The sequence below is a fragment of the Tatumella terrea genome (assembly GCF_039523755.1).
Lineage (GTDB): Bacteria > Pseudomonadota > Gammaproteobacteria > Enterobacterales > Enterobacteriaceae > Tatumella > Tatumella terrea.
Genome location: NZ_BAAAFX010000002.1, coordinates 16,117 through 28,412, shown reverse-complemented (window position 1 = coordinate 28,412; position 12,296 = coordinate 16,117). Strand labels below are relative to the sequence as shown.

General features: G+C 52.8%; 10 protein-coding genes and 1 riboswitch. Of the genes, 3 read left to right on the top strand and 7 right to left on the bottom strand.

What is annotated here, in order from left to right:
* Positions 1-16: 16 nt before the first annotated feature.
* From ubiA to pgi, 4 genes are all read right to left on the bottom strand, one after another.
* Positions 17-889, bottom strand: coding sequence for a 4-hydroxybenzoate octaprenyltransferase (gene ubiA / locus ABD035_RS00155; protein WP_425579695.1), 873 nt, complete (start codon positions 887-889; stop codon positions 17-19).
* Positions 890-909: 20 nt separating this feature from the next.
* Positions 910-1,437, bottom strand: a complete 528-nt coding sequence (ubiC, locus tag ABD035_RS00150; RefSeq protein ID WP_343866702.1) for a chorismate lyase — start codon at positions 1,435-1,437, stop codon at positions 910-912.
* Between the two features lie 156 nt (positions 1,438-1,593).
* Positions 1,594-2,019: a phosphate-starvation-inducible protein PsiE gene (psiE, locus tag ABD035_RS00145; RefSeq protein WP_343866700.1), complete on the bottom strand. Its 426-nt coding sequence runs from the start codon at positions 2,017-2,019 to the stop codon at positions 1,594-1,596.
* Between the two features lie 138 nt (positions 2,020-2,157).
* The gene (gene pgi / locus ABD035_RS00140) at positions 2,158-3,804 is read right to left on the bottom strand and encodes a glucose-6-phosphate isomerase (protein WP_343866698.1); all 1,647 of its coding nucleotides are present in this window, start codon (positions 3,802-3,804) and stop codon (positions 2,158-2,160) included.
* A gap of 199 nt (positions 3,805-4,003) precedes the next feature.
* Between pgi and ABD035_RS00135 the strand changes: the two genes are divergently transcribed.
* The 3 genes from ABD035_RS00135 (at position 4,004) to panS (ending at position 8,694) form a co-directional block, all read left to right on the top strand.
* Entirely contained in the window at positions 4,004-5,815 is a 1,812-nt protein-coding gene (locus ABD035_RS00135; RefSeq protein ID WP_343866696.1) for a cation:proton antiporter, read from the top strand.
* Positions 5,816-5,866: 51 nt separating this feature from the next.
* A riboswitch (Lysine riboswitch) is annotated at positions 5,867-6,064 on the top strand.
* Between the two features lie 90 nt (positions 6,065-6,154).
* Complete coding sequence (gene lysC, locus ABD035_RS00130) at positions 6,155-7,510, top strand: lysine-sensitive aspartokinase 3 (RefSeq protein ID WP_343866694.1); 1,356 nt, start codon at positions 6,155-6,157, stop codon at positions 7,508-7,510.
* Positions 7,511-7,773: 263 nt separating this feature from the next.
* A complete protein-coding gene (panS, locus tag ABD035_RS00125) occupies positions 7,774-8,694 on the top strand; it encodes a ketopantoate/pantoate/pantothenate transporter PanS (protein ID WP_343866692.1) in 921 nt (306 codons plus the stop codon).
* A 32-nt stretch (positions 8,695-8,726) separates the two neighbouring features.
* Here panS and ABD035_RS00120 read toward each other — a convergent pair whose 3' ends face one another.
* The 3 genes from ABD035_RS00120 to ABD035_RS00110 form a co-directional block, all read right to left on the bottom strand.
* Complete coding sequence (locus tag ABD035_RS00120) at positions 8,727-10,352, bottom strand: Na/Pi cotransporter family protein (RefSeq protein ID WP_343866690.1); 1,626 nt, start codon at positions 10,350-10,352, stop codon at positions 8,727-8,729.
* A 161-nt stretch (positions 10,353-10,513) separates the two neighbouring features.
* Complete coding sequence (locus tag ABD035_RS00115; protein WP_343866688.1) at positions 10,514-11,506, bottom strand: ABC transporter ATP-binding protein; 993 nt, start codon at positions 11,504-11,506, stop codon at positions 10,514-10,516.
* Positions 11,507-11,514: 8 nt separating this feature from the next.
* On the bottom strand, positions 11,515-12,294 hold the full coding sequence (locus tag ABD035_RS00110; protein WP_343866686.1) for an ABC transporter permease: 780 nt from the start codon (positions 12,292-12,294) through the stop codon (positions 11,515-11,517).
* Between the last annotated feature and the right edge of the window lie 2 nt (positions 12,295-12,296).

The following is a 12,296-nucleotide window of genomic DNA, read 5'->3' as shown; positions in this document are numbered from 1 at the left end:
TGCAAAGCCGTGACGCTTACATCAGATTAATAAAAGGCAGTGTGCTGAGTACCACACCGACAAAAATCACCAGTCCGACATAATTGTTATTCAGGAAGGCGCGAAAACAGGCCTGACGTTCCCGGCCGATCGCCAGACGTTGCTGATAGATAAAGAAACCGGCAGCGACCACTAACGACAAATAATACCAGCCATTCAGGTGTAATAACCGGCCCGCCAGCGCCAGCAGTGCCAGGGTCGCGATCTGAAGCCCGCCAATAATCAGGCAATCATATTTCCCGAACAGGATCGCGGTCGACTTCACCCCGATTTTAAGGTCATCATTGCGATCCACCATGGCATAAAAGGTATCGTAGGCCACTGTCCAGCAAACATTCGCCAGGAATACCAGCCAGCAGGAAAGAGGTAAGTCCCCACTCACTGCCATCCATGCCATCGGGATAGCCCAGCCAAAAGCCGCCCCCAGCACCACCTGCGGCAGGTGTGTATAACGTTTCATAAAAGGATAAGCACTGGCCAGCAGGATGCCGCCCACCGAAAGCAGAATGGTCATACCACTCATGGTAAGCACCAACAGAAATGCCACCAGCACCAGTGCCACAAACAGACCTTTCGCTTCACGTTCGCTGATAAGCCCGGCAGGTAAAGGCCGCTGCCGGGTACGCTCTACATGGCCATCGACTTTCCGGTCAGCATAATCATTGATCACGCAACCTGCGGCACGCATCACAATCACGCCCAGCACAAAGACGACCAGCACCTTAAAAGGAGGCAATGTCCTCCCCGAGAGCCACAAGGCCCAGAGCGTCGGCCAGAGCAGCAGCACTGTCCCTATGGGGTTATCGATACGCATCAGGCGCTGATAGGCCTGGAATTTGGTGATTTTCATGGTGTCCTGCACGGGGTTGGTTATCCTTTCGCCCGGGATGTATAGGGGGGTGAATGTGGCAAAAATAGCTCGGTTAATATCAGGGGTTTTCCTGAGAGCCGTAACAATGAATACCGCCCCCGGAGATCGTCGCTGTGTCCCGGGACAATAAAATCCCGGCTCAGTAAGGGAGAGGAAAACAGGTAACGTCCCAGCGGGGACTCCCCCAGACTCATCAGGGATTTTTCCGGCCCGCTCAGAGTATCTTCCGGTAAAATAGTTCGCCCGGCCAGCCAGGGATGACCATCTCCGTACAGAATCACTTCGCGTAACCAGAATCGGTTCTCGTTATCAAAACCGGAATAGCCGGATTCATGCCCGAGCAATGCCTGCCTGCCGACAAAACCTTCTCTGACGACTTTCACCGTCAGTTCGCGACAATAACGTTCCAGACGCACGGTCATCGAGGTTTCTTCTGACAGCCAGTCAGCTATCTCAGGGGTGAGTTTCGGAGAAGACAGTGGTAACCACTGTAGCTGATACAGCTTGTGCAATTCCTGTGCAGACATTGTTACTCTCAGAAAGCCGGTGAATACTCCTCTGCGCTGCCGGAAAGAACGCAGAGCATTTCAGGGCTGAACTATAACAGACTCGCGCTGATGAAGCAGGGTGTTCTGTGTAAAGCCCCGGAAATCCGTCCGACCGGGGCGACAGGACGAACCGGTTTACTCCCGCTTCAGCCGTTTCGTATTTGCCAGCCATAATGTGGCGACCAGAATCAGGATCGCACCGGAGTAGAATAACGTATCCAGCGGGTCTTTATGGTCAACAATGATTAAACGAATGATGGCAGTAATGCCGATATAAATAAAATAGCGCAACGGAAAATGGAAACCTGACTGAAAATATTTAACGATCAGCGCAATAAACTCAAAATACAGAAAGTAAATCACGATGCCTTCAATCAGCAGGTACGAGGAAGACTCCTCCCCGGTATGAAATAACACATTTGCCAGGTGTAATGTTTCTTTTCCTAAGAAAATCGCCAGGATAATGGCCAGGGTGATCAGACCAATATTCAATACCCATTGCAATATTGCGGCAATCAGGCTGGCAACGGTGGATTTAACGACCTTATTTGTGTTTTCCATTCTGTCCTCTGAACACAGTACTCCGAAGAGCGCATAATGCGATAGCGTGATAAATATCACAATAATTAATCCGCGGCACGACCACAGGATCAAAAAAAGCGGCCCCGGGGCCGCTTCCTGTCGAACAACAACGCTGAATTAACGCCAGTTTTTATACCGGTTAATCAGGCCATTGGTCGAACTGTCATGGCTGCTGACGTCTTCGTTGCCGCTCAGTTCCGGCAGAATACGGTTTGCCAGCTGCTTACCAAGTTCCACACCCCACTGATCAAAGCTAAAAATATTCAGGATCGCGCCCTGAGTGAAGATCTTATGTTCATACAGTGCAATCAGCGCCCCCAGTGAATACGGGGTGATTTCACGCAGCAGCAGGGAGTTCGTCGGGCGGTCACCTTCAAATACTTTAAACGGCACGATGTGAGCCACATCCTTTACTGCTTTACCGGCATCGGCGAACTCTTTTTCTACCTCTTCACGGGATTTCCCGAAGGCCAGCGCTTCCGTCTGTGCAAAGAAGTTAGACAGTAATTTCGGGTGATGATCGCTTAATGCATTATGGCTCACCGCCGGGGCGATAAAGTCACAAGGGATGGTCTTTGTCCCCTGATGGATCAGCTGATAAAACGCATGCTGACCATTCGTGCCTGGTTCACCCCAGATAATTGGTCCTGTCTGGTAATCTACCGCATGGCCTTCACGGTCCACGTATTTACCGTTAGATTCCATGTTCCCCTGCTGGAAATAGGCCGCAAAACGGTGCATGTACTGATCATAAGGAAGAATCGCTTCGGTTTCTGTGCCAAAGAAATTGTTGTACCAGATACCAATCAGCGCCAGCAGCACAGGGAGGTTTTTTTCTGCCGGAGTTTCTGCAAAGTGCTTATCCATGGCATGGGCACCTTCCAGCAGTTTTTCAAAGTTGTCGTAGCCGACCGACAGGACAATCGACAGACCAATCGCCGACCACAATGAATAACGACCGCCGACCCAGTCCCAGAACTCAAACATATTATCGGTATCAATACCGAACTCACCGACCGATTTAGCGTTAGTCGACAGCGCCGCAAAGTGGCTGGCGACATGCTTTTCATCACCGGCACTGGCCAGGAACCAGTCACGGGCACTGTGCGCATTGGTCATGGTTTCCTGAGTGGTGAAGGTTTTTGATGCCACCAGGAATAATGTGGTCTCAGGGTTCAGCGTTTTTAACGTCTCCGCGATATGTGTGCCATCGACATTGGAGACAAAATGCATATTAAGATGGTTTTTGTAAGGACGCAGGGCTTCAGTGACCATCAGAGGCCCCAGGTCAGACCCGCCGATACCAATGTTCACCACATCCGTGATCGCCTTACCGGTGTAACCTTTCCACTCCCCGCTGATAATACGCTCAGAGAAGCTTTTCATTTTTGCCAGCACCGCGTTGACTTCCGGCATCACATCTTTACCATCCAGCAGGATGGGCGTATTGCTGCGATTACGCAATGCGATGTGCAGAACCGCGCGATCTTCGGTACGGTTGATCTTTTCGGCCGCAAACATGGCGGCAATGGCGCCCTCCAGGTCGGTTTCTTTTGCCAGTGCCAGTAATTTGTCCAGCGTTTCGCCGGTGATACGGTTTTTTGAATAGTCTACCAGCAGCTGATCATCAAAAGTGGCGGAAAATTTTGAGAAACGTTGCGGGTCCCGGGCAAATAAATCAGCAATACTGACCGCTTTCATGTCAGAGAAATGCTGTTGTAACGCTTTCCATGCATCAGTTTGTGTCGGATTGATATTTTTCATAACAACACTCTTATTGATTAAAGAATTCAGAATCTGGCTTTGACAAAGCTCCACCGGTGCCAGGCTGACCCTGACCCTACATTGCCACAAAGTGAAGCTATGATTAAACAGAAACCCCGACGTCGCTTGCAATTACCAGCCAGCACGACGGATGATTACCCCCAGTATGACGACTCTTGCTGTTGAAAGGAAAACGTTTATGGCGTTATCGCCCCCACTGTTATTGGTTATTATAGGTCTCAGTTCACTGGCAGCCCAATGGCTGGCCTGGATACTGCGGCTGCCTGCTATTTTGCCGTTGCTGATTTTCGGGGTCCTGCTGGGGCCTGCGACGCATATACTACAACCGGATTTACTGTTCGGTAATTTGTTATTTCCCTTAGTATCACTATCAGTGGCAATAATTTTGTTCGAAGGTGCGCTGACCCTGAGGTTCAGTGAAATCCGCGGGCTGGGCGGCGTGGTGCGTAACCTGGTGACCGTGGGTATGCTGATCACCTTTCTGGTCATCAGCGTGGCCTGCCACCTGCTGTTGCACTTTTCGGCCGAATTATCTGCCCTGGTAGGTGCCGTCACGGTCGTGACCGGTCCGACCGTCATCGCCCCGTTGATGCGGGTGGTGCGACCGAAGAACACTATTAATCAGGTGTTGCGCTGGGAGGGGATCATTATCGACCCGGTCGGGGCGATTTTTACCCTGCTGGTATTTGAATTTATTGTGCTGCATCAGCAGGCCGGGTCCTATTCACACCTGTTCCTGACTCTCGGAAAAACGGCAGGCGTCGGTTTAGTCGCCGGCATTGTGGCCGGATGGATCGTCGGTCTGGCACTGCGAAAAGTCTGGCTGCCCGGCTATCTGCAGAACTTTGCCGTACTGGCCATGATGCTGGGCGCGTTTGGTTTATCGAATGCTCTGGCAGATGAATCCGGTCTGCTCACGGTGACCGTGATGGGGATCTGGCTGGCTAATATGCGTGATGTCGACCTGACGGATATTATTGAGTTTAAAGAGCAACTCTCCGCCCTGCTGATTTCCGGGTTGTTTATCATTCTTGCGGCACGTCTGGATATCCATGCATTAACCGGCATGGGCTGGCCGTTGGTCGGTGTCTTGCTGGTGGTGCAGTTTGTTGCACGCCCCCTCTGCATCGCCGCGTCGGCGACCGGTTCTTCACTGAGCTGGCGCGACCGGTTGCTGCTATGCTGGATTGCCCCCCGCGGTATTGTTGCCGCAGCGGTCAGTTCGTTATTTGCACTGACCCTGGCCAAAAATGGCTATCCTGGTGCGGAGCGCTTAGTGACGGTCGTTTTTGCCATCATCATTGGTACGGTGGTGCTACAGAGCCTGACCAGCCTGCCGATTGCGCGCTGGTTACAGGTGCAGAAAAAACAGCCGCGGGGTGTCCTGATTATCGGGGCAAACAGTGTCGCCCGGGCCCTGGCGCAGGCATTACAGAAACAGGGCTTACCGGTACAGCTGACCGATAATGGCTGGGAAAATTACCGCCAGGCACGAATGGAGGGCCTGACCGCTTACTATGGCTATGCCTGGTCAGAGCATGCGGAAAACTATCTGGACCTGAACATGACCTCGCGGGTCCTGGCGATGTCGTCAAACCGCCATCAGAATGCGCTGGCGGTCTATCACTTCAGTCATATTCTCGGCAAAGACAAAGTCTCTGCCGTGCGTTCGGGCAATATCCAGAATACCCGCGGTAAGCACGATCGGGAAAGCAGCCGCTTCCGCCGTCAGGAAACCCTGTTTAGCACGGAGTATACTTTTGGTCATCTCAGCCGCTTGATTTCAGCCGGAGCGACCATAAAAGCGACCCGACTGAACGAAAATTTCGGCTGGGAAGATTACCTCAATAAAAATCAGGGGGTTATTCCTCTACTCAGCCTGAATGAAGATAAAAAGCTGACGCCGATAGGCACGGATCAGTCTCCGGAGCTGCCGTGTACATTGATTGCATTAGTAAAAAATGAGGATACTCAGGCCGATAGCCGTTGACACTCAGGCCATTACACGATATTTCTAACGCAGTTCTTACGTATTGATGCGTAGACCAGAAGAGGCGCGCCGCCCAGGCAGTATGTCAGAGGATCCGTATCCGGTGACGACATATCAGGGGGAGCGGTGCCGAGGCAACAAACATGCGGAGTGTTTGTCATGTCGACCACAGGGGCTGAATCCTCTGGGTTGTCACCGTAGCGTAGCGTTCGTGATGAATGTTTCACAAGGTGGGGCGCTTCTGGCTGACTCGTTGTATTAATGCTGCACCAGTCTGCCTGTATCCGCTCACCCTTGTGTCAAGCCTGAACTAAGATCCTGACCCGAGGTTGTATTTGCATGTCCCAATCCGCATTAATCGTTGCTAAATTTGGCGGAACCAGCGTTGCTGATTATGAAGCAATGAACCGTAGCGCTGATATTGTCCTGTCCCGGTCTGACGTAAAAGTTGTCGTTCTTTCTGCCTCTGCCGGCGTCACTAACCTGCTGGTTTCTCTGGCCGAAGGCCAGCCTGACGACCAACGTCAGCTTTTATTGAAAAACCTCAGTCAGATACAGTATGCCATTGCCGATCGCTTGCGCTCGGCAGCAGTGATCCGTACCGAAATCGAACGTATCATTGAGAATGTCGCGTTGCTGGCGGCAAAAGCCACACATTCCCCGGGAGCAGAACTGACCGATGAAATGGTCAGTCACGGCGAATTGCTGTCCACCCTGCTGTTTACCGAAATTTTACGCGAGCGCAATGTGCCCGCGCAGTGGTTTGACATCCGTAAGGTAATGAAAACCAATAATAATTTTGGACGTGCCGAACCGGATATTGCCAGACTCGCGGAGCTTTCCCGCTCCCTGCTCACTCCCCTGGTGCGGGATTCTCTGGTGATCACCCAGGGCTTTATTGGTTGTGAAGACAACGGCCTGACGACGACCCTCGGCCGGGGCGGCAGCGATTATACCGCCGCGTTACTCGGTGAAGCCTTACAGGCGCGCCGTATCGATATCTGGACGGATGTGCCCGGAATTTATACCACCGATCCCCGCATTGTGCCTGAAGCCGTGCGTATCGATGAAATCACCTTTGAAGAAGCCGCTGAAATGGCGACGTTCGGCGCAAAAGTGCTGCATCCGGCCACCCTGATCCCGGCGGTACGTAATGATATCCCGGTCTTCGTCGGGTCGAGTAAAGCCCCGGAAGCTGGCGGGACGCTGGTCGATAACCAGACCCGGCATCAGCCCCTGTTCCGTGCCGTAACGTTACGCCGCAACCAGACGCTGTTAACCCTGCACAGCCTGAATATGCTGCATGCCCGTGGCTTCCTGGCAGAGGTGTTTGCTATCCTGGCACGGCATAATATTTCGGTCGATCTGATCACCACTTCCGAAGTCAGTGTGGCATTAACGCTGGATACGACCGGTTCTACCTCGTCTAAAGGCAGCCTGCTGACCCAGGGATTACTCACTGAGCTCTCATCGCTCTGCCGTGTGGAAGTCGAGGAAAATCTTTCTCTGGTCGCCCTGATTGGTAACCATCTCGCAGAGGCCACCGGAATGGGTAAAGAGGTGTTCGGCGTACTGGACCCGTTTAGTTTGCGCCTGATTTGCTATGGTGCCAGCAGCCACAACCTATGTTTTATGATCCCGGCGGACGAAGCAGAAGACGTCGTCCGTACCCTGCATAAACATCTTTTCGGCTAAGCCTTTGACGGACAGACGGCAATGATCCACTGCCGTCTGTCTGCCTCCCGCGGCGTCAGACCAGTCCTGCCCTGAATTTCCTGATAATCCTCTGGTTTTCCTGCTTTTAAAAGCACATCCGGCGAAGTTCCGTGATGCCTCTGTTGTATTCAGATCGAAATGTTATGATAAATTTTGCCTCCCTGACTGCGCGGTGAGGCATTGGTTCTGTGGCAATCCTGCTCATGATAAAAATAACGTTAAAATTATAAGGACTCCCGGCTATGCTCGCCAACATCACCCGCCTGTTTCCCCTCTGGGCTATCCTGCTTTCTGTGCTGGCTTATTTTACCCCCGGCCTGTTTTTACCCATCGGCCCCTGGGTCAGTGAATTACTGATGCTGATTATGTTCGCCATGGGGGTGACGCTGAGCATTGACGACTTTAAACGCGTGATCACCCGGCCGGCCCCCGTACTGGCCGGGACATTTTTGCACTATTTTGTGATGCCACTGGCTGCCTGGGGGCTGGCGAAGCTGTTCCATATGCCCCCGGACCTGGCGGCAGGAATGATCCTGGTCGGCAGTGTGGCCAGTGGTACCGCCTCGAATGTCATGATCTATCTTGCCAAAGGTGATGTGGCACTGTCGGTGACCATTTCGTCGGTGTCCGCGCTGGTCGGTGTCGTCGCTACCCCGCTGCTGACACGGCTGTATGTCGATACACATATTCAGGTCGATATTGCCGGCATGCTATGGAGTATTATTGAAATCGTGCTGATCCCGATCGGCCTGGGTCTGATCGTGCATCACAGTGCGACGCGCGTGGTAAAGAAGGCCGAGCCTTACCTGCCCGCATTTTCGATGGTCTGTATTCTGCTGATCATCAGCGCAGTGGTGGCAGGCAGCCGTGCCTTTATCGGCTCTGTCGGGTTAGTGGTGATTGCCGCGGTGATCCTGCACAACGCCATTGGTCTGCTGGGGGGATATTTCGGCGGTAAGCTGTTTGGATTTGATGAGTCGACCTGCCGGACGCTGGCTTTGGAAGTCGGTATGCAGAATTCCGGACTGGCGGCGACGTTAGGCAAACTCTATTTCACCCCGGTCGCCGCATTACCCGGCGCATTATTTTCTGTCTGGCATAACTTCTCCGGGTCTTTATTGTCGGGGTACTGGTCAGGCAAACCGATTACCCGCAAAGACTGATATCACGGATGCCGGTACACCCGGCATCCGTGTTACTCACGGGAGTCATTCTCCTCCGGCTGTTCCAGCACACTGTAAGCCACGGTGCAGAAAAGAGAGTTGAGTCGTTTCATATCCCCCAGTAACCCGAGATGTAACGAGCTGGTTTCGATGCTCTGCACATTCTGCTGATGCAGACGATTAACGTGGGCCAGCGAATAACGCTGGTTCAGAATGCGGAAACGGTGTTTCGCTCGCCGTAAGCGTTTTGCCGTGGTGATATCCCGTGAAATAAAGACCGACATGCTCAGATGCAGGTTCTTCAGCAACTGTTCCTGCATCGATTCCAGCTCCAGCACGCCCTCAGAAGAAAACGGGCGGTGGGCGGCCAGAGATTTTGCCGCAATTTCTGCGGACATCCGTTCAATAATATCGCCCGCCTGTTCGAGATTCAGCGCCAGATCGATAATCTCGGCCCAGCGCCGGGAATCTTCAGCCGCCAGATCTTCTTTCGGCATCTGTGCCAGATAGAGTTTTATCGCGGTATACAACACATCCACGTCATCATCCAGCCGGCGGATATTACGTTCTTCACGCACTTCACCCTGTAATACCTTATTCAGCATCTCCAGCATCTGCTCAACCACATCGCCGATACGCAGGGTTTCGCGGGCCGCATTCACCAGCGCCAATGCCGGGGTATCCAGCATACTGTAATCCAGGTGTTTCGGACGCAGACGCAGATCATGCTCCACATCGTCGGCAATCAGTCGCCGGCATAAGCCGGCCATCATGCCGCTGAACGGTACCAGTGCCACACAGCGGATGACGTTATAGAAAACATGGAAAGAGATCACCAGCTCGGAGCTACTCATCGGCACGGTCGACAGCCCGTTTGCGATGAGATTCACAAACGGCAGAATGATAACGCAGCCAATCAGCTTAAATAGCAGGCTGCCCAACGCCACCCGCTTTCCGGCTGTCGTCGAACCGCTATTGTTGATCATGGCCAGCAGCCCGCTCCCCAGGTTCGCGCCGATCACCAGACACAACGCCACCTTAAACGAGATAACGTCGGTGGCGGTCAGAGTCGCGGTGATCAGCACCGCGGCCAGGCTGGAATAACTGACAATCGCAAAGACGGCACCGACCAGCGCGTCCAGCAAAATATCCCCGGTCAGTGAGGAGAACAGAACCTGTACCCCGGCGGCCTGAGTGATGGGATGAGAAGCCTGTACAATCAGTTGCAGTGCCAGCAGTATCAGCCCGAGGCCAATACTGGTTCGGCCAATTTGCCCGAGCCGGGTCTGTTTGCGGCTAAGAAAGAAGATGACACCAATAAAAATAAATAACGGCGACAACCAGGAAAGATCATAGGTCAGGATCCGCGCCATAATGGCGGTCCCGACGTCGGCCCCCAGAACCACCACCAACGCCGGGGTAAGTGCCATCAGGTTCTGCGATACGAAAGAGGTGACCAGCAACGTCGTTGCATTACTGCTTTGCACCAGAGCAGTGACACCGATACCGGCCAGAAAAGCCAGAGGCTTTTTTTCCACGCTGCGGCTGATCACCCGCCGTAAATCAGCCCCGTAAACCCGCATAATACCGGTACGAACAATGTGTGTTCCCCAGACCAGTAATGCGACTGCTGACAATAAATTTAAGAGTGTTAACACGTTAAGGTTGCTCCTTTTCCTGCACATTCCCGCCACCGGTGACGGAAACGTGACGATCTCCTCCGGTCTGATACACTGCAGTTTGACAATCACTCCGGACAGGCTATCGCATTCAGGGCCTTAACCTCCGTCTTACCGGTTCAGCTCGTCTCCGGTCTGTTTCAGGCCACATTCCGTAATGCGGCAGTGTCCACCAGCAGGTCGATGTACTGCCCGGCTGCATAGAGATCATCATCGCTACGATTAAGAATATCGACCGATAATTCAATGCCCTGGCACTCCACCCGGTAACGGATGATATTTCCCAGCAAGCTGCTGCTCAGGATCCGAGCGGCCAGCCCCTGGCCGCTCTGGCAGAAACTCAGTGTTTCCGGCCGGATAGCCACATGCTCACTAAACACCTGCCCGGTTAAGCGCGTTGCCTGCTCCGGCGTCAGTAAATTGTAGTTGCCGATAAATCCGGCAGCAAACAAATCTGCCGGCTGAGTATACAACTCTTCGGCCCCCCCGTTTTGTACAATATTACCTTTATTCATCAGAACAATACGGTCTGATAACGTCAGGGCTTCTTCCTGGTCATGAGTGACAAAAATCGTCGTCAGATTCAGTTCCTTCTGGATAAGGCGGATTTGATCACGTAAATGACGACGGATACGGGCATCCAGGGCGGAGAGTGGCTCGTCCAGTAACAATAATGCCGGACGGGTGACCAGTGAACGGGCCAGCGCCACACGCTGACACTGACCGCCGGACAACTGATGCGGATAACGATTGGCAAACTCATTCAGTTCGACCATTTCCAGCGCTTCAGAGACCCGCCGGCGGATCTCCGTGGCAGGAAGCTTTTGCATTTTCAGCCCAAACGCGACGTTCTTCTCAACGGTCATATTCGGGAACAGTGCATAGCTCTGGAACACCATGCCGATACCACGCTCCTGAACCGGCTGGTGAACGATATTTTTATTGGCTAAAAAAATCTCCCCGCTGTCCACCGGGGTTAACCCTGCCAGACAGCGGAGTAATGTCGATTTCCCGCAGCCACTCGGCCCCAGTAAGGTGACAAATTCGCCTTCGTTGGCCGTAAAGTTGATGTCGCGGAACACAGACGTCTCACCAAAGCTCTTATTCAGTTTTTTTACGTTTAGCGTTGCCATGCAGAGCCTCACTTACGGTTAAGCAGATTGGCCACGGCGGTGACCAGCAAAATAACGGTGAAATAGGAGATCACTAACGCGCTGGTAAAATGGCCGCTGCCATTGCGCATGTTATAGAGATACACCTGCAGAGTTTCATAGCTGTTGCCTGTCAGCATGTTAGCGAATACAAACTCACCTATCAGAAATGAGAAAGACAGAAGTACCGCCACCATCACCCCTTTCCGTAAATTAGGTAACACCACAAACATGGCGGCACGGAAAGTCCCTGCACCTAACAGGTGTGCCGCATCCATCAGCTCTTTCAGGTTAACGGACTGCATATTGTTGGCGATAGCGCGATACATAAAAGGTAACGCGATGGTGAAATAGCAACCGATCAGGATCCAGGGCGTTCCGGTCAGCATCAGTGGCGCCGAGGAGTAGAGTTGCAGCAGGCCTACCGAGGAAACGACTGGCGGCACAGCAAAAGGCATCAGGATCAACACACCCATGATGTTATCTAGCTTGGGATAATAGTAAGCAATCACAAACATCACTGGCAGTACCAGCAGTAGCGAAAAGATTAATGCCCCGAGACAGATGATTAACGAGTGACCCAGCGCGGTCAGAAAGCGCGGGTCCTGCCAGAGCTCAATGAACCATGACAGCGTTATCCCCTGCGGCAGGATGGTGTCACTCCATTCCCGGGAGAGGGCATAAAATAAAGTCGCCAGTAACGGAAGCGCCAGGATGACCAGCAACCCGTAACAAACGACCCGGTGATACAGTTTTTCAGCCTGAGACATAG

Coding starts and splice junctions, on each gene's coding strand:
- ubiA (WP_425579695.1), bottom strand. CDS start 889: ATGAAAATCACCAAATTCCAGGCCTATCAGCGCCTGATGCGTATCGAT.
- ubiC (WP_343866702.1), bottom strand. CDS start 1,437: ATGTCTGCACAGGAATTGCACAAGCTGTATCAGCTACAGTGGTTACCA.
- psiE (WP_343866700.1), bottom strand. CDS start 2,019: ATGGAAAACACAAATAAGGTCGTTAAATCCACCGTTGCCAGCCTGATT.
- pgi (WP_343866698.1), bottom strand. CDS start 3,804: ATGAAAAATATCAATCCGACACAAACTGATGCATGGAAAGCGTTACAA.
- ABD035_RS00135 (WP_343866696.1), top strand. CDS start 4,004: ATGGCGTTATCGCCCCCACTGTTATTGGTTATTATAGGTCTCAGTTCA.
- lysC (WP_343866694.1), top strand. CDS start 6,155: ATGTCCCAATCCGCATTAATCGTTGCTAAATTTGGCGGAACCAGCGTT.
- panS (WP_343866692.1), top strand. CDS start 7,774: ATGCTCGCCAACATCACCCGCCTGTTTCCCCTCTGGGCTATCCTGCTT.
- ABD035_RS00115 (WP_343866688.1), bottom strand. CDS start 11,506: ATGGCAACGCTAAACGTAAAAAAACTGAATAAGAGCTTTGGTGAGACG.
- ABD035_RS00110 (WP_343866686.1), bottom strand. CDS start 12,294: ATGTCTCAGGCTGAAAAACTGTATCACCGGGTCGTTTGTTACGGGTTG.